Genomic DNA, 22,990 nt, shown 5'->3' on the forward strand with positions numbered 1-22,990 from the left:
TGTCAGTCGCGCGAATGCGCGCCTGAGCAACTCGCTGGAGCCGAACCGTTCCTCGGCGTCCAAGCGCAAGGCCGTTCGTCCGCCTCGTCGCGCTCGGCCCTACGTTGCCGCCACGTTGCCGCCATGCTTGCCGAATGAGTAGAAAAGGAATAGTTTATACTCATGGGCAAGTTTGAATTCGATGACGACAAAAGCAAGGCTAACCTGAAAAAGCACGGAATCGATTTTTCAGAAGCCCAGGCCCTATGGAATGATCCGAGACTTTTGGAGATCCAAGCCAAATCGGAAGACGAACCTCGGTTTCTGGTTATAGGTTGCATAGGCTCAAGGCATTGGTCTGCCGTCGTCACCTACCGAAACGGAGCAATTCGCCTCATTTCTGTAAGACGATCCCGCAAAAGAGAGGTGGAGATTTATGAAGGCTAAAGATTTCGACAAGAAGTTTGATGAAGGCCGGCAAGACATTATTGATAATCTAGACCTATCCACGGCGCGCCGGGTCAATCTTGAGCAAAAACGAATAAACGTTGACTTTCCGGCTTGGGTGGTTGAGTCGCTGGATCGTGAGGCAGCCCGAATTGGAGTCACGCGGCAATCAATTATCAAAGTCTGGCTGGTTGAACGCTTGCAGGCCGAGGTTGCGAACAAGTCACTGAATGATGATGCCGCAAGCGGCGCACATTAGCGGTGCGTTAGCCACATTCGCCGGACCAAGCGAAGACGAATACAATGTACAGATATTTTCACTTTCCCTCTGTACAACAAAGGAAAGGATCTGTTTTAGGAGAGACCGGTGATCAGGCAAATGTCAATTTCGGAGACAAGAGAGCGAATGACGTCATTGGAAAAAGAGATGTCTTATGAAGATACGATCTCCGTCACCAGTCACGGGAAGGAAGTCTTTGCCATTCTTCGGTGGGAAACCTACGAAAGCATTGCGGAGACGTTGGAAATCCTTTCCGACCCGGAAGGATACGGCGACCTGAAAACAGGTATACTCCAGGCGCGACAAGGGAAGTTGATCGACTTCGAAGAGTTCAAAAAGGGCTTCGATGTATAGAATCAAGCTCACTGAGTTGGCGGCTCAGACGCTACAAGGCATTGAAGCGACGGCCAGAAGTCAGATCATCAGAAAGATTGACCAACTGAAGGAGACCCCAGGGCTATTAGGCAAAGCGCTATCTGGGCCATTGAAAGAATTCAGATTTACACGTGCGGCCGGTCAACGGTACCGGATTGTCACCGAATTGAAGAGACACTGGTTGTCGTAATCGTAGTTGCCGTTGGAATCCGAAGAGCTGGAGACAAAAAGGACATCTACGAGCTGATGAAGAAACTCGATCGGACAGGAATCGCAAAAAGTAACGGCTAACGCCCGCATGAGCGGGGTGCGGCACCGACTCGTTCAATTCCCCTCAAAACCTCCGGCCCGCTTGTGCTTCAAATTCGGGCCGCCACCTCCCCTCTTTGTTCGTTCACTGTCAGGGCAATGATTAGGGCCGCGACGAAAAACACCAGGCAGAGCAGCACGGAGAGCTGCAATCCGAACCGGACCTGGAGCACGCCCAGGCCCAGGATGCCGAAGATGGCCGCCAGTTTGACGGTCATGCCCCAGAAGCCGAAAAACTCCGCCGCCTTGCCCAGGGGCGTCAGTCGGCCCACCAGGGCCCTGGCCGAGGACTGGAGCGAACCGAGTCCGAATCCGGCCATGCAGCCCGCGCCAAGGAAGACCTGTTGGGGCTGCAATGAAAGTCCGGCCAGATGGTTGAGCATCAAGGTCAGTTGCGGCGTGGCGGCGATCATGGCCACTGCCGCGATCCAGAGCAGCAGGGTCAGGTTGTAGGTGCGCTTGGCCCCGATCCGGTCCTGAAGCAGGCCGAACAGGAACGCGCCGCAGGCCGCGGTGATCTGGGTTAGGACGAACATCAGCATCTGATACAGCGGCTCCCAGCGGATAATCTGGTCTCCGTAGATGAAGGCGAAGCTGATGATGATGGATAGTCCGGCCATGGCGAAAAACAGAGAGCCCAGGAACAGGCCGAGATCCCGGAACCGACCCAGCCGGGCCAGGGTCCAGGCCATGCGGTTGAATCCGATGCGCAAATAGTCCAGCCTGGATGAAACCGGGCCATGGCCCGCGCTAGCCCGCTGAACTCGCGGTTCCCGGAGCCAGAGAAAGGTGGGAATCGCGCCCACCAGGAAGAACAGGGCCGCCAGCGGACCCACGAAGCGCAGATTGGCGAAGTTGTCCTCCGCGATCCCGCCCAGTCCCAAGAGCACGAAGCCGGTGGCCAGAAGCCCGCCCACATATCCCAGGGCCCAGCCGAACCCGGAGATCCGGCCGAGCTTTTCCGGCGGCCCCAGGCTGGGCAGGAACCCGGCGATGAAGGATTCCCCCACTGCGTAGCCGAAATTGGAGACGATGATCAGGGTCATGGCCAGGGCGATCTGCCCTGGGGCGACGAAGTACAGGCAGGCCGTGGAAATCACGGTCAGGAGGTAGCTGGCGAACAGAAACCGCTTCTTCACCGCGGCATGGTCCATGATCGCCCCGCAGATCGGGGCGATGAGGATCACCAGGGCGTAGCTCACGGCCAGGGAAACGCTCCAAAGCAGGTTTCCCAGGCGGTAGTCCGGACCGTCGCCCACGATCACCCGGGTGAAGATCACCCCGAAGACCACGGTGATGATCAGCGTGGTATAGGCCTGGTTGGCCAGATCGAACATGGCCCAGCCGAAGATTTCCCGTTTGGAGGCCATGGGGCGCGCAACGGATGCGAGCGCCGCGTTTCGCGGGTCAGCCATGGTCCAAGGCGCGCTCCAGCGTGATCACGTCGCCGGGCTCGGGCAGGACACCGTGCCCGCCCATGGCCTGGGCAAGCATGGCCCGGATGACTCCCGCGCTTTCTTGCCGTACCCGGCGGTTGACGTGCACCAAGGCCAGATTGCGGGCCCGGACGTCGCGGGCCAGCTTCAGGCAACCGGGAACCCCGCCATGTCCTGGGGTGTCTGGGTCCAGACCATAGGCTTCGTGGACGAGCAGGTCCACGCCCTGGGCCAGCTCCGCCGTGGCCGGGCTGGGCCGACCGTCCCCGCTGTAAACCACCGATTGTCCGTCCCGATCCAGCCGCACGGCCAGACACGGCGTCACGGCACTGTGATCGCCCAGCGCGAAACTCCACCGCGCCCCGGCGACATGGATCACCTCGCCGGGGACCGCCTCCAGGAAGCACACGGGAAATTGCAGGCGAGGCCGGAATCCTGGGTAAGCCAACTCAAAGGCGGCCCATACCTTTTCCTCAACCCCGGCCTGACCGACGATGGTCAGGGGCAGGGTCCGTCCCTCTTCCCAGAAACGCAGCAAGAGCAGCGGCAGGCCCAGAAAATGGTCTCCATGAAAATGAGAGATCCAGACGGCGTCGAGGGCGGAACATGTCCGCGCGTCATCCGGAGCATGGCGGTAGTAGGCCGCCGGGGCCGTGAACCCGCAATCCAGCAGCACATGCGCATCGCCGTCCGGATTGGGAAAGGAAACCAGCAGGGAGGTGTTTGGGTAGAGCTCGTCAAATGCCTCGCCGACGCCGAGAAAACAGATCCGCATCATTGCTCCGGGTTGCAGGTTGTTTCCGGTACTTTGGTCCGCGGGACAGGGATGGTTTCCGTTGGGAGAATGGTCGCCAAGCTCCGCATTTCCGGGACGGTCATTCCGTGATGCCCAAACGTTTCAGCTTCTTGCGCAGCCCCTCGCGACTTATGCCCAGCACTTTGGCGGCCTGGGTCTTGTTGCCTTGCGTGGAGCGCAAGGCGTTCAGGATGAGCATTTTTTCGGTTGCGAGCAAACTCACGGGGACCGTGACAATGGGGGGAACCGAACTAGCTTCGCGGGAAGGAATGCAAGTCGATCCGGCCGGTTCGGGAGCTGCAGGCGGCTCGGCCAATTCGGGCGATTTCGAGGGACGAGCCCGGACTTGGCCCAGGTCCAAAGCGACGCTCGTGGTCGCCGCTGGTTCACGCTCCTGATTGCCGCGGATTCCGGGCGACAGATCCTCGATGTGTATTTCGTCGACAAAAGACAGCGCCACCAGGCGTTCCATTTCGTTGCTCAGCTCGCGAACATTTCCCGGCCAATCATAACTCGCCAGAGCCTCCAGGGCGGACTTGGCCAGGCGAGGCTGATCCCGGCCCATGCTCCGGGAGTGCAGATCCAGAAAGTGCCGCGTAAGCGGCACGATGTCTTCCCGGCGCTCGCGCAGTGGCGGCAAATGCAGCGACATCACGTTCAGCCGGAAGAACAGATCACCGCGAAACGCGCCGCTCTGGACGGCCAGGGTCATGTCCTTGTTCGTTGCGGCAAGAATCCGGACATCCAGTTGCAGAACCCGCGTACCCCCCACCCGTGTCAGTTCCCGCTCTTCCAGAACGCGGAGCAGCTTGCCCTGGCAGGACAAGGGCATGTCCGCGATTTCATCCAGCAGCAGGGTTCCGCCCTGGGCCTGCTCCAGCAGGCCGCGGTGCATCAGCACCCCGGTGGCCACGCCCTTCTCGATGCCGAACAGTTCCCGCTCGAACAAGGTTTCCGGCACGGCCGAGCAGTTCAGGGCAATGAACGGACCGGCCTTGCGCGGGGAATTGTAATGCAGGGCCTTGGCCAGCAGTTCCTTGCCCGTGCCGGTTTCGCCGGTGATCAGGACGCTGATGGAGGTATCCGCGATGCGCTCCACCTGACCCAGAACAGTCCGCATGGGCGGGCTTTGACCCACGATCCTTTTGGCGGAATACCGCTCAACCAAGCCCTGCTTCAGCCCCTGGTTCTCTAGCAGCAGCCGCCGCCTGGCATCACGCAGTTCGTCGCCGACCCGCCGCAGCTCCGCGACCATCCCCTCCAGTCGGTACTCCCGGGCCTCCACCTTGACCAGCATCAGACCGAAGGACTCGGCCAGCTTGGCCACCGGTGAAGGGTACTCCGCGTTCCGGGTCAGCTCGAACAGCTCCCCGGCCCGGTCATACCGCCCCCAGGCCAAATCATTGCAGATATGCTCCATGATGGTCAGAAGCTGCTCCAGCCGCGGAGAAAGCGATTCGTGGTCGTCTTCGGTGGTGTTCATGATGTATCCTGTTGGATAATAGTGGACTCTCTATGCTTTTCGGACAGGTGGTCCGCCAGGTGCGATGCGAGCCCGTTCACGACCAAACGGGGCATCGCCCTAGCCCTCTGGGCCTGCCAGCCGTCGGCGGGGCCGCACGGAGGGTCTTGATGAGGACGCGTGGCAACTCCCAACTCCGTTGAGTTGTGTTTGATAGCTCCATCAGCCGGGTATGTCGATGCGCGAGGCCGCGTGAAAGGCCTCCCCTATTTCCACCCCCCGTTGACCGCCGACCCCAGAACCAGGTTGCCGAAGTGGAAATCCATGTCCCCGTCCTGGAAAAAGTAGCTGAAGGCCGTGGCGTGCATGTCCGAGACCTCAAGCGACGGATCAGATGCGGCGGCTGTTCCGGCCCACGCCTGAGAAACGGCTGCCGCCAGGAGCCAGGTGAAAGCCTTGACCATACGGAATCCCAAGGTTTGCATGACTGAACCTCCCTTTGAAGTTGAGGAGTTGCCGGTAATGCTCTCCATCCGGTTTTTTCCGGAAGGAGCGCAACCTATTCCCGTGTTTGGGTGATGGGCAGGTCCGCTGTCCCGGCATAGAAGACCACGATGTGCGCGGGTTCGTCGCCCACGCTTTCGCCCCAGTGCCAGGTGTCGACCACTTCGACAATGGCCTCCCCGGCTTTCAAGTCCAGGACTTGGCCGTCCAGGGTATGTACCCGCAAGTGACCGCTGAGCAGGATGCCCGCGTTGATGACCGGGTGCTGGTGCACGGGCAGCTTTGTTCCAGGCGGAATTGTGATGCTCAGAATACGGATCTCCGGCTGTCCTTCCGGATAGGACGGCAGCAATGCTCCATCCCAGCTCGCTTCCGTCCTGGCCAGTTCACGGACCAGAACGCCCGTGGCTTTGGCGGCGACGGAGCCAAGGCCAAGGAAGGCAAACCAAACGATGACGAATAAACTGGTCAAACGAAGTCGCATGAGATGTCCTTATGTTGTGGGGCTTTCAGGCTCAGCCGTTAATGGGGAAAAACAGGTTGCCAGAAGACTTTGAAGCGTTGGCATCGGCTCCAGGGACTTTTTGCACTGACCTCTTAAAAGGGGACAATGCCGCTCGTCGTATCGCCGGCACCCATGTCTTTCGATTTGGTACTCGGCATTGTGTAGTTAACCACGACCATGCCATTTTGTATATAAACATTATTTATAGTGTAACCATAGCTTCTTATACATCCTGGAATCTCATAAGCAATATCAATGGTTGAGTTGGGTATCGTGTTTCTGTATCCCCAGGCATTCAGGTTGGTTCGCATGCAGCTTATTCCGGAATCGGCATCGGCCTTCGGCACAGTGACCAGGCAGAACAAGACGATTGAGGCAAAGAGGACACCTGACACAAAACATAAGACACCGTTAATCAGTTTTTTTTCTCCCATCATTTCCTCCGGTTCAGTGGTTAAGCCACTTTTAAATTGTTTGAATGCCCCGGGCAGCCCCCAGGACTGAAACACGATGTATGCCATGATGCTTTTCATTCTATCGCGAGGCCATGCCGGAGAATGTCTTTCAAATATGGAAATGACTCTACCGGTCCTGTTCATGAAATCATAACGCTTCGCTGATGGGCATGATCCCGGACCGCCGGGCGTCGTCGATGTCGATGATCGCGTAGCCTTCCGAGGCTTTCTCATTCATGGAATCGCTGATGAAGAAGGGCAGGGCTTCCAGGAATTGATCGTTGCCCGCGGACACGGCCTTTTCGAAGGACGCGGATCCGACCATGGTGGTCTCGATGCACACGAACCTAGTTTATTTGCGGTTTCACACAAGCATCCATGTAAAAATATGCTGGATTGTATCCACAAGATCTGATGCATCCTTCAAGGTCGCCATTATATTTTTTCAAAACATTCACAAGATATCCGCAATAATGCTCGCATCCGCCCTCACAGCAATTTTTGCACCCGACGGAGATTCCGCATGCTAATCGACATTCCGCTTTCTGTTTGTCCGTCATGGCTGAAGATGGTGAAGCAAGTGGGAACGTGAAAAACAAAGTAGCGAAAATAATCATAATTATTTGCATATTAATCTCCTTGTTTAAAAATGTAAAATATTTAAAAAATTATATACAATACAAATTTCTAAAGAAAGAGGATTTTTCACAATTATATATACAATCATAAAATGCACCATGAAATTATCTATGGTCTTCATATCCAGAATCAATTATAAGTTGTTGACAAATCTCCTCACAATTATCGCTTGTGCAGCATAAATTGCAATATGGTCTTGTGCTGCATTGAGCAAGACAAGCATTTTTTTCTTGATCACTGTATGCTATTTCTGCAGAAGAGACGAAGATTGTAAAAATAATTGAGAGAATTGGTGTGAAAATGCGCATGATGGCATTCCTCATTTTGGTTTGGTGTTGTCGTTTCTCTCAGGCCAATGTTGGCTCTACACCTTTAACAGGCAACCCCGCCAGGCAGAGCATGAATGTAATGGTCAGGATTGTCACGGATGTTATGATGATGCCGTGCGCGCTTAACCTTCCCGTGGCTTGATTGTTGTCGATAAAATATGTTCACTTGCATTCACCCATAGACTTTGGCTTGCATCGTCTGCCGTCCGTCCATGTGGCTGCGCTCAGGTCGGCATTCGCGAAATTCGCGCTGTCCACGTTTTTTGCGTCCCGCAGGTTTGCGGCGAGCAGGCTTGCGTTGATCAGCTCCGCACTTCCGAGATCAGCTCCGCTCAGGTCGGCGTTATACAGATTGGCGCGGTAGAGTTTGGCGCGGGACAGGTTCGCCCCGGACAGATTGGCCCGGGAAAGCTTGGCGTAGTGCAAGTTCGTGCCAGACAGGTCAGCTCCGGACAGGTCGCACTCCTCGCACTCCTTCATGTTCAGCAACTTTGCCAGATCCTCTTCGACCCACGCCCCGGCCTGGCCCATGGCCAGCAGACAGACCAATGCCGCCAGTGCCGTTATTGCCCAAATCTTTCTGCTCCACGTATTCATGATGGTTCCCCTTTCGGTTTCATCTCGGAAGTGTTGAAGATTGATGAGGTCAGTGCAAAAATACCGTCTGCTGAATAAAGTATCTTTTGAACTCCAAACCACAAATTTATTTTACCGGCCTCTAAACACTGGTTGCCAACCACTGTTCAGTGACCAGTGCCTGGTGCAAAATGACTTTTTCACCAGGTAACGTGTTAATCGCTGCAAGCGCTTCTAAAGCATTCTTCCATACAATCCCTGTCTCCTGGCAGCGGCATGTTTAGAGGCTGCTTTTGCTTGCATGCCCACATGCAGGCCACGCACGGGTCTTCCGGTGGAATGGTTACACTCTTGGTCAGGTCGGACTGGGGCGCGGAACAGAAGCGTTCGCACGAATCCTTGCATTTTTTGCGATCATTTGGCCACACTGAATAACAAGACTCATAACACAGTTCACAATGGGTCCTTTCCGGTTGTGAATCTGCATTTTGCGCATGGATGAATGAGTTTGGCAGGCAAAGCAGTATAGTTATTACAATAATTGCAAGCAGGGATGTATTCAACTTGATCATGGCATGTATCCTTTATGGAAAGATTATTTTATCACGTGAAAAAATTATCCAGTCATCAATCAAAACTTACGAATGGCTATGCATTCATTAGTATCTTTTTTATGTTCAATCGGCATAGCTGCAGGACTCTTAAGATTTATTGTATATGCATAAGTATCATCATGAGGGTCTGTAGTCGATGACCATGTCCATCCTGACTCATTCAATGGATACTCTTTTAAGCAGGGAGATTTAACCAGGGCATAGTAATCATCATTGCTTGGGACTCGCCAGTCGCTATACCCAGCAATAACCAGGCTGGAAGTAACTTGCATGCAGCTTTCCCAATTATCCGGCCAGCACGATTCCCGAACCATGATCCTGTTTTTTGCATCCGTCAGTGTCCCATCTCCATTATTCACGCACCCCTGGGCGAAAGCCGAGCTGGTCATGACCATCCCGACCAGGCAGAGCGTCAATGTGATGGCCACGATTGTCGTGTGTGTTTTGATGTTGCGCTGCATGTTCGTTTTCTCCCCTGGGTTGTAGGGTAACTGTTCAGCACAGAGTAATGCTGTTGCCGGGGTCGGGGTCGGAATCGGGATCGGAATCGAAAACGCTGAAAAGTGTTTTATAATTATTCCTGTTTCAATACCGAAGCGCCGACCCTGATTACCGAAGCAAACGCCTCAAAGTCTTCCGGCAACCTGTTGTTATTTTACGGAGCACAAGCCACAAGTCACTGACCACTGCCGAGTGCAAAAATCACGTTTTGTACTCGGCTGAGATCCACTCACTTGCACTCGCCGATGGACTCATTGGCGCACTGTCTGCCGTCGGTCCACGTGGCCCACACCAGGTTTGCGCCGGTCAGGTTGGCTCCGGAGAGGTTTGCGCCGTCCAGATTGGCCTGATGCAGATTTGCGCGGGTCAGGTTGGCCCCGGAGAGGTTTGCCCCAGGCAACTGCGCCCCGAACAAATTGGCCCCCGCCAAATCCGCCCCGGACAAATCCGCCCCATACAGCAATGCTCCGGACAGGTCGCAGCCACTGCCCGCATTCGTGTCCAGCAGCTTGTCCAGATCCTCTTGCTTCCACGCCCCGGCCGTCCCGATGGTCAACAGGCAACCCAGCGCCGCCATTGCCGTTATTGCCCAAATTTTTCTGCTCCAGATATTCATGAGAAACCTCCGTGGTTTGTTGTTGATGTTCTTCTATATAAAGCACGATCCATGCCATGAAGTAAACAATACAATTCCAGCATGTTGCAAATAATTGCCAGCTAGATCAAGCTTCGCTGTTTGCGCCCAATTCGTTGGCACTGCCAACGATGCTGGCGGAGTCGGCTAGTTCGGTCTGGTTTGCAACGACCAGGGCGGTCAGGCCGCTGCTGAACAAGGTCTGGACCGCGGCTGAGAACGGAGTCATGACGGTCAGCAGGGCGTAGCCCACCAGGATCGCGGGCTCCACCGGGAGGCCCAGGGGGTCGCAGATGATGGGCAGAAGCAGAACATGGGACATGGCCAGGGCCCCGGTGGCGGCCACGGCGCTGAGGGCCGCGCCGAAGACGATGAACGCGTACTGGGCAAGCGTGAACTCCACCTGGAAGACCTGGCCGATAAATATGGGAACCAGGCAGAAGAAGATGGTGAACCCGCAATGACAGGCCATTAAAAACAGAGGGAAGGCAGCCATGGCCTGGTCCTGATCGAGTCCGGGCGGCATCCCGGGCTGCCTGTCGGCAAGCCCACGCAGCGCGTCCATGCCCAGAGGCATGGCCACGACGCTGCTCCGGGTGGAAAAGGCCAGCAGGATCATGGGCAGAAATCGGTTGACCAGGGTCTTGAAGGGTTGGTTCAGCCTGAATCGCAACGCGGCCACGCCGAAGATCAGAGGCGGGATCAGGGCCAGGGCCATCAGGCCGGTCAGCCGGAAAATCGAGCCAAGCATCTCCATGCCCATGCGGGCCGTGAAGTCCAGGGTCAGCAGATACAGGGCCGCTGGCAGCAGATACAGGGAGGCCCGGACCATTCCGGTGAACACGCCCTGCACCGCGTCCAGGACGTTGACCACGGACTGTCTGGCCTCGACGCGGCAGCGGGTCAGCATGACCCCGAAAAACAGGGCGATGAACAGCACGGCCAGGGCCTGATTATGAACAACCGGAGCGAGCACGTTGCCGGGCACGATGGACTTGGCCATGTGCATCAACTGCTCGAATACATCCTGCCTGCCAGAGTGCTCCATGACCTCGGGCATGCTTTGGATCAGAACCTGCTGGGCAAGCGGTGAAAAATCCACGCCCGGACGGCCCCAGACTCCCAGGAGCACGCCCAGGGTCGCGACCAACAGCAAGGCGCCGGGCAGGACCACAAGCAGCCGACGGACCAAAGCGGAATTGGTCCCGCCCACGAGCAGGCGGTAGATGCTGGTGACCACCGCGGTGATCATGATCGGCAGGACGCAGAGCTGCCAGAAGCGGATGAACAGTCCGGCCAGGGGGCCGGCAAACATGGCCGGAGATGGCAGCAGGCTTCCGGTAGCCCCGCCGAGGACCATGCCCAGGACCACGGCCCACGGACTCAGCAGCCAATGCTTGTCCCGTTCCCGACGGATCACCAGCAGCCAGAACAGGACGAAAGCCCCGGCATGCATGGCCGCCAGCAGCGGCCAAAGCGTATCGGCTTCCGGGAGGGCCGCCGGTTCCGGGTCAAGCGCGATGTCCTGCCCTGGCCGGACGTGCGCCGTTGGAACATGGTCCAGATAGCGTTGAAGCAGCGAGGCAAGACTGGTTTCGCGCTGGTGTTCGGTGACGTCGAGATAGTCGTTGACCAGGCGCAGCAGGTCAGGTGCGCCGGGGTGGACGGCGATCACCAGGGGGTCGGCAAGCAAGGGAACGGCCCGGGCCTTGTAGTCCGTTTCCGGGTTTTGATGGACCATGAGCCGGTGGACGCGGTCCGGCACGACGGCCGCGTCCACTTTCCCGGCAACCACCAGTTCCACTGCCTGTTGCCAGGTCTTGGTCGTGCGCGGGATAGCCGATGGGAAAAAGGAGAGCATCAGTTGGTCCTGGATTGACCCGCCCATGGTGGCAACGACATGGCGCGGGTCGTTCAAAAGCCCAGGCAGATCCTCGCGGCCGCCCTTGTCCGCCTCCGGCCCATCGCGAGGCCGGAGGCCGCGCAGACGGGCCTCGCTGAGCCGGTTCACGACGAGGGTGATTCCGGAAATGAAATAGGGACGGCTGAAAAGCACGGTCTGAGCCCGTTCCATGGTCTTGCTCAGCTCGCTGATCCCGATATCCGCGCGTCCCTCGGCCACAGCCCGGACGACCTGGCTATAGGTGTCGCCGGCTGGCACGAACACGGCCTCCAGGCCGATGCTTTGCGCAAAGCCCCGGGCCAGGTCCACGTCCGCGCCGCGCAGTTCGCCATTTTCGCGGAAGACGAAAGGCGCAATGTCCATGTCCACGACTGCCACACGCAGGGTTCCCCGGGCCCGCAATCGCTCCAGGTCCGCGGACAGGGACCAGGACGGCGAGGCCGTCGCGATACTTGCCAGCAGGAACATGACGGTGATGAAACAGCGTGGCGACACGTTCTTCTCCTCCATGCCAAGAAAAGGGTTCGAGGTTTGATGCCGACCCGGCTGGACAAGGACTGTTACGGAAAAAAACGTTCACGGTGGTCGACACAATCCTCATTGCCTGCCGTCGAAAAACTCACCCAGGGGCACCCGTTCCCAGTCCGCGTAGTCGCATCCTCGCAGCCAGATCGTTCGTTCGGCGGGTACGGCCACGACCTGCACCACCGTGCCGGGGTGGTAGGCGCCGCCCTCTTCCATGGGGACTTCCAGAAACTCCATCATGGCCTGGGGCGTGAACAAACCCTTGTACGCCGGGGACTGGGCCAGCCGGAGCATGTTGTCGTAGCGTGGGTCAATGGAGGAGGGTTTCGGCGGAGCGACCCTGCCCCGCCAGTGCGCCGGATACGGGGGGACAAAACTGTTGTAGGCGACGATCAGGCCGCGATCGTCCGCCGGGCGGACCCTGGCGTCGAACGTGGGGCGCTCCAGGGAGACGGCATGGGTCGGGTCCGCGATCTGCAGAATGTAGGACAAGTCGGCGGGAATGCGCTTGAGCATGTTCACGGCCTGCCGCACGTTGTCGCTGCGATTGAGCACCGTGACCAAAACCGAGCTCGTGTCCTCGCGCTCGTCACGCTCCGTGGGGTCGGAATACTCGCCGTTGTTCAGCTCAATGAACAGGCCCCGGCTGTTCATCCCTGTTTCCAGATAAACATTGCCCAGGGGGTGGATATTGGCCAGGGCGTTGCCTTCCAGCGGATGCAACACGACCACGGCCAGATAGCGCATGTACCGGCTCATGGCCTTTCGGTCGATGTCCCAGTTGCGGCCGAAGATCAGGGTTCCGTCCTTGGTGTAGCCGTCCCAGACGCCAATGCCGCTGCATGCACTGGGCGGCTCTCCGCCCAGGATCGCGTTGCTCAGCAACAGCATGCCGGCATTGAGGACCAGTGTCTCATCAAAAGTCAGGCCGGAGGTCTGGCTGATGCCGAGAAGCAGCTCCCGCAACTGCGAGGAGAGCCCGCTGCTGAAATCGGCCGCCGTGCTCTTCTGTTCTTCCTCGGATATGCCCCGGGCAATTATATCCCGCGTTATTTCGGAATGAAACCGACGCAGTTCCGGCCCCATCAAGCCTCCATACTGGCGACCCATCTCCAGCCAGGAGCCCGCCAAATCCAGGACCCAGTACGTTCCGGAAACAGTTCGAACGGCACGGCCGTTCTCATAAGACCGGGACGAGGCTACCTGCCCGTTGCCCCCGCCCCCGCCACAGGCCGGCACAAGAAGCAGCGCGATGAGCGCGACAAGGGAGACATACCGCTTGACGGCCGGAACCATCTTGAGTGAAGAAAACCGATCATAGTGTTTTGGCTGCATACCCTTCTCCTGGTTGCATTGGGTTGAACGGCGGCGTTGCGTGACCAAGCCGCTCCAGCGGAAACACAAACCCCGCCACTACGGAATGCTTTGCCTTTCGCGTTGTCGCAAGCGGAACATCCTCATCCACCCGGACATGCGGCCCCTTGCGGCCTGCCGGGATATCCCAGGGCCGCTCGGGCGTCCCAGCCGACGCAGAGCATGGACTGGTAGCATTTCATGAAGGATTCCCAACCGGAAGAGAAGTCCCATAACGGCAGGAGGACGATCACGGAAACATCGACGGACGGATCGTAAGCCATCAGGGACAGATAGCCGTGGGTCGCGCCGGTATGTCCATACCCGAGGTTGTCCGTGTGTTGGGTTCCCAGGGCATACCTGGGCTGGGCCGCGGAAGCGTCGGTCATCATCTTCGCCACGTTTTCCGCTGTGAGGATGTTTTGCCCTTTGAGCAGGGTGCGCAGGTAGGCGTTCAGGTGGGTCATGGTTCCGTACCCGTTGCCTTCGGCCACATTGGCGCTCATGTTGTCCGCGCACATCTCGACCACCTCGCCCTCCGGAGCATGGACCGTCCCGCAGACCGAGGGCGTTGGCAGGCGTTTGTCCGCGGCCAGGTAGGGAAAATGCAGGTTCAGCGGAACAGGGGTCGTGGGGCCGTGGACGTGGTCGCGCAGATAGTCCGTGTAGGTCCTGGGAGCGCCGCTGCGCTGCGTGTACACCCGGGCGATGATTTCGCCCAGGATCGTGTAGCCGGTGTTGCTGTATTTGTAATTGGCCGTGCCCGGCGGAAAAGAGGAGAGGTTGTGGATGACGTTTTGCTCCACGAGTTCGGTGGAGGTAAACTGGTGATCGGGGTTTTGCTCCTCCATCCATCCCACATACGGCAACCCGTCGCATCCCGGGACCGGATCGTTGGCCACGTCGTACACCCCGGCGTTATGGTGCAGGAGTTGGCGGATCGTGACGCGGTTCTTGTAGGGAATATTCCAGGAAGGGTCTTCCGGCACGTAGGCCATGTCGCCGCCGGGAATGCGGTCCACGATCCGATCCGTATAGTTGAGCCAACCGTCCTGATGCATTTTCATAATGGCGGCCGCGGTAAAATTCTTGGTGTTGCTGGCAAAGCGAAAATATGTATTCGGCGAGACACGCCGCGCTCCGGGGGCCGACGAACCGCTGAAGAAGACGCCCTCCGGGGTCTGGATCAGAACGCTCAGTGAGGGAACCGTGTTGCCCAGGGCGTTTTCCAGGGACGTTCGGACACCGGCAACGGCCCGGTCCATTTCCGGATTCGATGCGTACGGACTTTCGCCGTCGCCGCCGCCGCACCCGGACAAGGCCAGGATAGCAAACAGCAGCGCCCACAAGGGGATGAAACAACGTTTGGCCTGCATACCAACATGGGGCATCATCTTGGCGTCTCCTTGGTTGATGGGTGAAAGGCGATGATCGTTTAATGATCACTAATCGTGCCATGCGAAAAACATTTAATTTCAAAGTATTGAAATTAAGCACCATAAGGAAGTGGCCACGCTGTTTGCGCCAGGTTCGTTGGCGGCGCCAACATATCCGTCGGAAGCTGCCGGCTTGCTTCTTTCTGGATTAACAATAATCCATCTCAGATCGCACGAACAGGGGGGAGGGCGCTGCGATGCCATGCGGCTCGGGATTGCGGGCCTTGTCGCTTCCAGGTGTCCACGGCCACGGACCACGGACGGTTGCCGCTTTTCCACTCTTTCAGCCTCCACAGGAGGCCCGCCATGCAACGCGGAGACGAAATATCACCGATGAGTGGATTTTGCTGAGAACAGGTTTGCCCCGCTCCCTGGATCAATCATCAATGAAGAACGTGATGTAGGTGTTTCCCGAGAGATTGTAGTGCAGGACGTCGCGGGCCGTCTTGGCCAGCAGGAACAGCCCCAGCCGCGACAGTTCCGCTTCGTTGGCGCAGGAGGGGTGGACGGGTGGCGGGCAATGGTCCACGTCTTCGACACGTGAACCGCAGATGATTTCCACGAACATTCCGTCTTCCCTGCGCTGAATGTCGAACAGGCAGGTCTCGTCCCCGTCGGCGATGTGCTCGCAGAGATGACCGAACGTCTCCTCGCAGGCCAGGCGCAGGCGATGAAAGCTTCCGTCGCTCATCCTGAATTCATGTCGAACATCCTCCAGCGTGGCCAGCAGCCTGGGCATTTCCTCCGATCGCGGCGCAAGCCGGAAGGTCTTGCGGGGCTTGGGAAAGAGGACCAGCAACAGACTCATGAACATGGCCACGAACCCACCCATGGCCACGCCGTTTTGGAGCATCGGGGCCAGGGCCACGGGCATCACGTCGGGAAAGAAGCTGCGGGTTTCGGCCACGAGCCCGGTGCACAAAGACAACCCCAGGATCAGGCCGATTTGAAAATCCAGCCCGGAACTGATGATCAGACCGATGCCCGCGGCAAAAAGCATCCCGCAGATGACCACGAGCATTCCACCGATGACCGGGGCGGGCAGGTCCAGCAGAAAACCGGAAATCTTGGGCAGAAAGGCCAGGGCGAACAGGATGGCCGCGCCCATCAGGCCGACGCGGCGGGACGCCACCCGGGTCATCTTGAGCAGCGGCAGGTTGTCGCAGAACGTGGCCACCGGCGCGGCCCCGCTCACTCCGGCCAGGGCCTTGGCCGCGGCGTCGCCGTACAGCCCGCCCTGAACCTGCTGGTAGTCCACCTTGCGAAACCGGCGGAGCGAAAACTGCTGCACGAGCATGATGTTCCCGGTGCCTTCCATGGCACTGACCAGCGCGGCCATGACAAATGCGGCCAGCAGGGGCACATGGGTCAGTCCCAGGTTGAGTTCAAGCCCGGGCCAGGCCCACCTGGGCAGCCCGATCCAGGGCGCGGAGAGGACCTGGTCGAGTTGGAGAATCCCGAAAAACCAAGCCGCCGCGCATCCCGCGCCCAGGCCCAGCAGCGGAGTCCAGAGTCGCAGCGTGGTACTACCGAACAGCATCAGCAGCACCAGGACGGCCATGGTGATCACACCCACGACATAGTTGGGATACGAGCCGAATCCGGGCCGATCCGGAAAGCCGCCCTGCCACAGCTCGATGGCGATGGGCATCAGGCTCAGCGCCACGAGGATGATCATGATCCCGCCGATTTGCGGGGTGACGATGTGGCGTAAAAACCGCAGGAAGTAGGAGTAGAAAAAGACCACCGGCGCGCTGAGCAGGGTCATGGTGGCCATCAGCTCCAGCCCGCCCATGCGGATCGCGCTCAGGGTGCAGGCCAGAAAGGCGGAATAAGAGCCCATGAAGAGCACGAACCCGCAACCGATTCGCCCCACCCGCAGGGTCTGGATCAAGGTGCCCAGGGCCGCGACCAGGATCGTGGCAAAGGTGACGAAGGCGACCTGTTCGGGCGGTGTGTGGGTGGCCTTGCCGATCATGATCGGCAAGAAGATGATCCCGTCGAAAATCAGGGAAACATGGGTCAAACCCAAAAGCAGCGACAGCCCCCAGCCCGGCTTGTCGTCCACGGCATGCAGGATGCGATCGGAATCAGCGCGTGGGGTCATGGGTGGCTATCTTCTAGAAAAATATGGAAGAGGCTGCCGCCTATTCCACCACAAAGTCGAAATAGGTGTCCGGGAACGGTTCGTCGGCCAGGGTGAAGTGCCACCATTCCTTGTCGTAGTACTTGAAGCCGTGTTTTTCCATGAGGGTCTTGAGCAGCAGCCGGTTCAGGCGTTGCTGGGCGTTCAGGTTGGGGTTCTCCGGGTGGGAGATTTCGTGGAAACAGTCAAACCCCGTGCCCATGTCGATACCGTTGTCCGGAAAGCGCTGGTCCGCGGGCAGGAAGCAATCCTGCTGCTCCGTCTGGCCCAGGATGAACGCGGGCTGGTCCGCGGGCGGCAGTTCAACGATGGTCAGGTCCACGGTGCTGCCCCGGCTGTGTCCTGATTTTTCGGCAATGTAGCCGTCCCGGAACAGGTTTCTTTTGTCCACGGTCGGATAGAATTCCGTCCTGGTGGCCGTGTCGTCCACGTCCCTGGCCCAGCGGACAAAATGGTCCACGGCCCGCTGGGGCCGGAAGCAGTCGTAGATCTTGATCCCAAAGCCGAACGGCGCGAGGTCCGCCCGCACTCCGGCCAGGGCCTGGGCCGCCTCCCTGGTCAGATAGCACTTGGGGGCCTCATAGCCGTCCACCCGCGCGCCGACAAAATTGTGCTCGGTGAAATACCGGATATCCATGATCGCATCCGGAATCACCTCCCTGATTTCCACAAAGGCGTCCGGCCGCTCCGAAGCCTGGACCCAACCCGACACCACGACGGCAAGCAGCAGCAAGATCATCTTTTTCATGACGTTCTCCGGTGATACGTTGATATCTGAGTGTTGAAAAAGTCATTTTCCGGCAGTTCGTTCAAAAACCCCAAGTGCAAGGAGCAAAAAAAGTTCAAGGTCGAAGCGTATTTACTCATACGTGAGAGTTTGAACTTTTTGCGGCAACGCAGCAATTGGGGATTTTTCAACGGACTGTTATGACATTTTTGAATTGCCATGAGGATCGCCCTTTCAGGACTATTCTTGTTGGAACATTTCCGTCGGGGGCATTACGCATTTTTGATGAGCCTCACCCTTTTAGGCCGCCCCTTCAGGGCTGGAAAAATATCTCATTAATATCCCAGGGCGCTGCCCTGGGCTGTACTTGTTTCGCCCTTTCAGGGCTTGATTTCAGCCCCAAAGGGGCGACATGTTATAGCCCAGGGCAGCGCCCTGGGAGAACGATGGAAAAGCAGACGAGCCCTGTAAGGGCGACCTACCTCAGCTCCCTCTCCGTCCCAGGGCGTTGCCATGGGCTATCGTATCCCCTCATCATCACCGCGGCATCAGCGCGAACACACCCCAACCCAGGTATTCGCGCGTGTAAGCGGCATAGCGCTCGGGTTCCGAGGTCAGTTGGGCGCGAACCTCTTCGGCTGACTCGTCGCCGGGATTGGCTTCAAGCCAGCGGCGCATGGTGAGCCACTTGGCCGCCTCGTATCTGTCCCAGCCGTCCTGGTCAGCCAGAACCATTTCAACGACGTCGTAGCCGAGGCGGCCGAAAGACGCGAGAAGTTCCGGGAGCATGAGAAAGTCGGAGATAGAGTTGGCAAGACACCCCTTGGCAACATCTTCCGTCGGCGGCAACTGCCGCCAGTAGGGCTCGCCGATGAGGATGATCCCTCCGGTGCGCAGGCTCCGCGCCAGAAGCTCGATAGTGCCGGCAACTCCCCCGGCGATCCAGGTGGCGCCGACACAGGCTGCCACACTGGCCTTCTCGCCGGAGACATATCCGGCGGCATCGCCATGGATGAACCTGACTTGATCCGCGACGCCGAGTTCTTCAGCACGAAGTTTCGCATGCTCGGTGAACAACCGGCTCATGTCGATGCCGGTGCCGATGACGCCGTGATCGCGTGCCCAGGTGCACAGCATCTCCCCCGAACCGCTGCCGAGGTCGAGCACTCGGGCCCCCGACTCCAGACGCAGCGCCGCGCCGAGAGTGGCGAGCTTTTCAGGTGTGATCGGGTTGTGGATGCGGTGGGCACTTTCGGTGATATTGAATATTCGCGGGATGTCCATTGAGGGAAATTGCCTTACGAGTGTGAATTGGTTCGGTCAAGGTCTAACGTCAGCGGTGACCGGCGCATTTGTAGTGAGCGCAGCGAACGAAAAATGTGTCCGAGTTTACGGCCTTGTTAGATTTATTCTGCACTCTGAAAATCCTTCCCAGCCATTTTGCTATTGATACTCAATATTTCTTCTTGGATAGAATCCAATAAACCCACAATTTCCTCGGCTTCTTCGTCCTCGATTAGGTAACCGATATATGACCTAACCGCACCCAAAACCTGTAGTGGAATCATTACAAATTGATTTTGGTGTGTTTTGCAATCGTGATCTCTGAGAGAAAAACCGCCACTATCATCAATTTCAAGATAATGCAGTAGCAAGCTTGGCCATGTACCATGCACATGATGAGAGCCTAGTCGTTGTGCAACTACGTATATTAGTCTATCATGACCTAAATCACGCAACATCGCTGAAACATCTGGTAGATTTTTAGATTCAGTAATTTCTTCGCGACTTAATCCTGCTGCGTTAATGTGTCGTTCGATAGATGAAAGCATGCGCTTTTCTATATTCAGAATTTCGCCACCATCTCGTTCTGCGATGTTTCCCTCTATTATTTTTTCAAGTTCGATTTCTGTTTTTAGCCCACCCGCCAAATACCGTTGGAAACTTTCGTCATTTCCTTTATGACACAGCCAATTCACTTTTAGACAAGATTCGAAAATGCACCTATCTAAAAGCACTGTGGTCTCACCGAAACGTCCATTATGGGACAGGGCTAAGTTTGACAACATCAATCGTGCACAGCGGTTTAGTAACCCTGTAAGGATGGCAAAGTGGATTGGTGAAATTTCTCTAACTGCTGGTGACTCTCTCTGTAATTGAGAAAAAAAAATACAAATATGACCAACGAACTTGTACCATTCAAAAAGCACAGGCATGAAGTCACCGCTTTCCCGACATTTTTGCATTTCTTCGTCAGAAAATTGTGGGGGATCTGGTAACTGTGCTATCTCGTTCATGGTTTTTAAGAAATCTAATGGGCCGGGGCTACGCGGCTTTATCGCGCAGCGTCCGATGGATTGCCGGGTTGGGCGTCACGATTTGTCCGTCACAACAGGGAAAACACGCTTTGCCTCGCCGCATAGCGCGACGAAGTAGTCTCTGAGATAGCCGCATACGACCCAGGAGTATTGGTTCTTGACTGTCAGGCGGTCCCCAAGAGGAGTTGACCGAATTGATAGCTCGTCGAAACTTCCTTCTCTTGCCTGTCGTCTCATTCGATGTTCTGAGCTTAGGTACAAACATGACGTCTGTAGTCTACGAAGTTCATGCTCGTCTCGTGACCACGACAACATGCCGCTAGAGTGCATAAAGCAGTTACGAACTCGTTTGGCCGCTTGGATTTGCTCGTACAGCGGGATCGCCGCTGGAGACAACCCGACAGACTTCAGATAGTTGAACAGCTTGCTTAACCCTTGGCCTTTTGCTTCCCTGACGGACGATTGACTCGGCCTCTGTAGCTCGGTAGCTAGTAGAAGCAAATAGGACTCGAACAGCGACATCACACTGAAGAGATTACCTACGGCGATCATGTATGGGAAGGTTCGTTGCAGCTTCGGGAATTCGAGCTGCGCCCGAATCTTCCTCAACTTGGGCTCATTCGGAAAGTACGCCGCAGCCTTCGCGAGTTCCACCTTAGTTTCGTGCTCAATCAACTTTGGACTCTTCCAGACGTAGTCCAAGACGTCTGAAAACTCAAAGTAAGCCCGAGTACCAAGAACGTCGAATGGAGTGCTGGTAGATGTGTCTGAAGCGGTCATTGGTGTGATTTTGACGCCCAACAATGTTATTATCCGGAACTCACAAAAAACCAACCCCACAAATTTCAGACCTTAACGTCAACTAATTTGGCTAGCACCACCAAACTAAAAACCAACAATTATCCTTTCATCTTCAGAATGTAATGCGTCCCAGCCAACTGCCTCTTTCCTCCGAGGTCAGCAGTATGCCTGCTTCCGAGGTCAGAGGAAATTGTGGATGCAACGTATTCAATTTTGATGATTGGGTGCAGGCTTTGAAGGCCATTGTCTCTCGGATCGCTATCACGCATATCGCCAAGCCCTCGTCAATTTCCGGTACTGGGTTCGGGGAGCATTCGGCGTTTGCCCTCGCAAAGGCATTTCCAGCCAAACGACATGGAAATACATTTCTTTTTTGCCACCCGCTTCGCTAGACCATGCAGGACGAACAAGGCAGACAGAAGAATGCTTCAGCCCATTGACAAAAAATAATGGGCTAAAACAACTGCCTGCGCCCGCGGCGCAAAGTGTTTTTCGCCAGCCAAGTCAGCTGGAGAAAAGTCCTTCTTTGTCTGCCTTTTCCGTCTGTGGCCAAAACTCTGAAAAGAGGACAACCCCTAATGCTTCTCTGGCTTCGGGAAACCGATCAAATAGCAGACGTTGGACCATTAAATGACATTCTCAATGGAAGCAATCGTATCCGGCATCCCTCTCTTCCCCCCCCACCCCCGCTCCCACTCAACCCCCACGATATTGCGTTCCTCGCGCTCGAACTCCACGCCGATCAGGTAGACGGCTTCGGATTCGGCCCGGTATTTGTCCGCGTAGCCCTTGCGCTTGATCTGTTCCAAAGCGCTGCCCGGGGTCTGGTCCAGGTCCGTGACCTTCAACCTGTTTGCCGATTTGCGCTCAGTGTTCAATCTGGCCCGTCAGGGAACGATGATCAACACGCCCGAACATTTTTGCCTGGGAAGCAAGTTCTTCTGATATGCGTACAGCGGTCGCCATGGCTGCACTCCCCTGGTTGTTTTGAACAAAACAACATCAATTCAGGTAATCCACGGTGGTTCGGACCGACCGGACGCCCACGGTGGAACCCGGCCAGATCACGAACTCGCTGAGTCCGATGTCGCAGCCCCGTCCGTGATACCAGTCGCAGGTATAACCCAGACGGGTCCAGGGATAGGGCGGGCTTCCACCATAGCTGGAAGCCCGGTTGGCCTCGAACCATTGCCGGTATTCCGAGGACAGTTCCTGGAAGCGAGCTGGAGGGAAGTCCAGTTCGCAAACCGTGTCCGTGATCTCCGGATCCGGGCAGGGGCGGACCAGGTCGTTGGGGTTGACCCAGACCTCGACGAACTTGGTGTTCGCCGTGTCCGGAGGCATGCCCAGGAGCTGTTCGACCCTGCGTTTCAGGATCGTCTCGCGGGAAGAGGGCCTGGGCGCGAAAAAAGCCTGGATTTCCGGCACCGCCGTCACCCAGAGCCGCAGCCAGCCAGGAAGGGTGTACTCCCGCCCCACGGAATCGTCGTAGTAGTCGCCGTCCACCCAGGAAACCATCAGCACCCGCGACGCACCCGGCTCCCCTTCCCAGATCAGGTCGGCATTGTACCCGACGATGGGGGTCAGCGAGGTCACGATCTCCGCGGGCTCGGCCACCATGGCGTCCGCCACGGCCCGCTGATACGCGGCCTGGGGATCGCCGCCGCCTGAACCGCCCCCTGAACCATCCGATGACCCGCCGCCACAGGCAGCCAGAAAAAGGAGCATTGCAAAAACAAGGGTGAACTTCATTCCTCTGCCTGATGGAAAGCTCTTGGGGGCCATGGTAGTTTCTCCTGTTCTTCGCCGGTTTCCCGGCATGATTTTACTCTGCTGAGCCAAGTTTTCCCAGTAGGACCAGGGAATCAGTCCGTTGAAAAACTCCCAATTGCTGCGTCGCCGCGAAAAGTTCAAACTCTCACGTATGAATAAATACGCTT

22 protein-coding genes are annotated in these 22,990 nt (G+C 57.1%); 3 read left to right on the top strand and 19 right to left on the bottom strand.

Going from position 1 to position 22,990, the window contains the following annotated elements:
* Positions 1 to 162 precede the first annotated feature (162 nt).
* The 3 genes from GY33_RS0106560 to GY33_RS0106570 all read left to right on the top strand — a co-directional run bounded on the left by GY33_RS0106560 (position 163) and on the right by GY33_RS0106570 (position 1,060).
* Positions 163 to 426, top strand: coding sequence for a BrnT family toxin (locus GY33_RS0106560; RefSeq protein WP_031386569.1), 264 nt, complete (start codon positions 163 to 165; stop codon positions 424 to 426).
* A complete protein-coding gene (brnA, locus tag GY33_RS0106565; protein ID WP_031386570.1) occupies positions 416 to 685 on the top strand; it encodes a type II toxin-antitoxin system BrnA family antitoxin in 270 nt (89 codons plus the stop codon). Before GY33_RS0106560 ends, brnA begins: the two co-directional genes overlap by 11 nt.
* A 147-nt stretch (positions 686 to 832) precedes the next feature.
* Positions 833 to 1,060, top strand: coding sequence for a type II toxin-antitoxin system Phd/YefM family antitoxin (locus tag GY33_RS0106570; RefSeq protein ID WP_200874842.1), 228 nt, complete (start codon positions 833 to 835; stop codon positions 1,058 to 1,060).
* Positions 1,061 to 1,440: 380 nt separating this feature from the next.
* Here GY33_RS0106570 and GY33_RS0106580 read toward each other — a convergent pair whose 3' ends face one another.
* The 19 genes from GY33_RS0106580 to GY33_RS0106685 all read right to left on the bottom strand — a co-directional run bounded on the left by GY33_RS0106580 (position 1,441) and on the right by GY33_RS0106685 (position 22,835).
* Positions 1,441 to 2,805, bottom strand: a complete 1,365-nt coding sequence (locus GY33_RS0106580; RefSeq protein WP_084184866.1) for an MFS transporter — start codon at positions 2,803 to 2,805, stop codon at positions 1,441 to 1,443.
* Positions 2,798 to 3,604 (bottom strand): MBL fold metallo-hydrolase, encoded by an 807-nt coding sequence (locus GY33_RS0106585; protein ID WP_235185484.1) that lies wholly within the window; start codon positions 3,602 to 3,604, stop codon positions 2,798 to 2,800. The genes GY33_RS0106580 and GY33_RS0106585 overlap by 8 nt, the downstream gene beginning before the upstream one ends.
* Positions 3,605 to 3,701: 97 nt before the next feature.
* Positions 3,702 to 5,105 carry a sigma-54 interaction domain-containing protein gene (locus GY33_RS0106590; protein ID WP_051822369.1) on the bottom strand — a complete coding sequence of 468 codons (1,404 nt, stop codon included), beginning with the start codon at positions 5,103 to 5,105 and terminating at the stop codon, positions 3,702 to 3,704.
* Between the two features lie 245 nt (positions 5,106 to 5,350).
* Positions 5,351 to 5,569, bottom strand: coding sequence for a hypothetical protein (locus tag GY33_RS21665; RefSeq protein ID WP_031386575.1), 219 nt, complete (start codon positions 5,567 to 5,569; stop codon positions 5,351 to 5,353).
* Positions 5,570 to 5,643: 74 nt separating this feature from the next.
* Positions 5,644 to 6,072, bottom strand: a complete 429-nt coding sequence (locus GY33_RS0106600) for a cupin domain-containing protein (protein ID WP_031386576.1) — start codon at positions 6,070 to 6,072, stop codon at positions 5,644 to 5,646.
* Between the two features lie 113 nt (positions 6,073 to 6,185).
* A complete protein-coding gene (locus tag GY33_RS0106605; protein ID WP_031386577.1) occupies positions 6,186 to 6,614 on the bottom strand; it encodes a hypothetical protein in 429 nt (142 codons plus the stop codon).
* Positions 6,615 to 6,696: 82 nt separating this feature from the next.
* Positions 6,697 to 6,873, bottom strand: a complete 177-nt coding sequence (locus GY33_RS21225) for a hypothetical protein (protein WP_153304581.1) — start codon at positions 6,871 to 6,873, stop codon at positions 6,697 to 6,699.
* Positions 6,874 to 7,678: 805 nt separating this feature from the next.
* Positions 7,679 to 8,113, bottom strand: coding sequence for a pentapeptide repeat-containing protein (locus tag GY33_RS0106615; RefSeq protein ID WP_084184867.1), 435 nt, complete (start codon positions 8,111 to 8,113; stop codon positions 7,679 to 7,681).
* 610 nt (positions 8,114 to 8,723) lie between these two features.
* Positions 8,724 to 9,167, bottom strand: coding sequence for an Lcl domain-containing protein (locus tag GY33_RS20350; RefSeq protein WP_084184869.1), 444 nt, complete (start codon positions 9,165 to 9,167; stop codon positions 8,724 to 8,726).
* Between the two features lie 269 nt (positions 9,168 to 9,436).
* Complete coding sequence (locus tag GY33_RS0106625) at positions 9,437 to 9,823, bottom strand: pentapeptide repeat-containing protein (RefSeq protein WP_200874843.1); 387 nt, start codon at positions 9,821 to 9,823, stop codon at positions 9,437 to 9,439.
* A gap of 106 nt (positions 9,824 to 9,929) precedes the next feature.
* Entirely contained in the window at positions 9,930 to 12,239 is a 2,310-nt protein-coding gene (locus tag GY33_RS0106630) for a cation:dicarboxylate symporter family transporter (protein WP_161788449.1), read from the bottom strand.
* Positions 12,240 to 12,341: 102 nt separating this feature from the next.
* Positions 12,342 to 13,604 carry a C45 family autoproteolytic acyltransferase/hydolase gene (locus GY33_RS0106635; RefSeq protein WP_031386582.1) on the bottom strand — a complete coding sequence of 421 codons (1,263 nt, stop codon included), beginning with the start codon at positions 13,602 to 13,604 and terminating at the stop codon, positions 12,342 to 12,344.
* 122 nt (positions 13,605 to 13,726) lie between these two features.
* The gene (locus tag GY33_RS0106640; RefSeq protein WP_152555108.1) at positions 13,727 to 15,016 is read right to left on the bottom strand and encodes a serine hydrolase domain-containing protein; all 1,290 of its coding nucleotides are present in this window, start codon (positions 15,014 to 15,016) and stop codon (positions 13,727 to 13,729) included.
* Between the two features lie 418 nt (positions 15,017 to 15,434).
* A complete protein-coding gene (locus GY33_RS0106645) occupies positions 15,435 to 17,165 on the bottom strand; it encodes a uracil-xanthine permease family protein (RefSeq protein ID WP_031386584.1) in 1,731 nt (576 codons plus the stop codon).
* A 40-nt stretch (positions 17,166 to 17,205) separates the two neighbouring features.
* Positions 17,206 to 17,952 (bottom strand): M15 family metallopeptidase, encoded by a 747-nt coding sequence (locus GY33_RS0106650; RefSeq protein ID WP_031386585.1) that lies wholly within the window; start codon positions 17,950 to 17,952, stop codon positions 17,206 to 17,208.
* 516 nt (positions 17,953 to 18,468) lie between these two features.
* Positions 18,469 to 19,215, bottom strand: a complete 747-nt coding sequence (locus GY33_RS0106660; RefSeq protein WP_031386586.1) for an SAM-dependent methyltransferase — start codon at positions 19,213 to 19,215, stop codon at positions 18,469 to 18,471.
* Between the two features lie 122 nt (positions 19,216 to 19,337).
* On the bottom strand, positions 19,338 to 20,228 hold the full coding sequence (locus tag GY33_RS20930) for a DUF5677 domain-containing protein (protein ID WP_152555109.1): 891 nt from the start codon (positions 20,226 to 20,228) through the stop codon (positions 19,338 to 19,340).
* 1,448 nt (positions 20,229 to 21,676) lie between these two features.
* Positions 21,677 to 21,928, bottom strand: coding sequence for a PD-(D/E)XK nuclease domain-containing protein (locus GY33_RS0106675; RefSeq protein WP_084184873.1), 252 nt, complete (start codon positions 21,926 to 21,928; stop codon positions 21,677 to 21,679).
* A gap of 124 nt (positions 21,929 to 22,052) precedes the next feature.
* Positions 22,053 to 22,835, bottom strand: a complete 783-nt coding sequence (locus GY33_RS0106685) for a hypothetical protein (protein WP_200874844.1) — start codon at positions 22,833 to 22,835, stop codon at positions 22,053 to 22,055.
* Positions 22,836 to 22,990: the final 155 nt, after the last annotated feature.

Origin of the sequence: Desulfonatronum thiodismutans (assembly GCF_000717475.1) — a bacterium.
Taxonomy (GTDB): domain Bacteria; phylum Desulfobacterota; class Desulfovibrionia; order Desulfovibrionales; family Desulfonatronaceae; genus Desulfonatronum; species Desulfonatronum thiodismutans.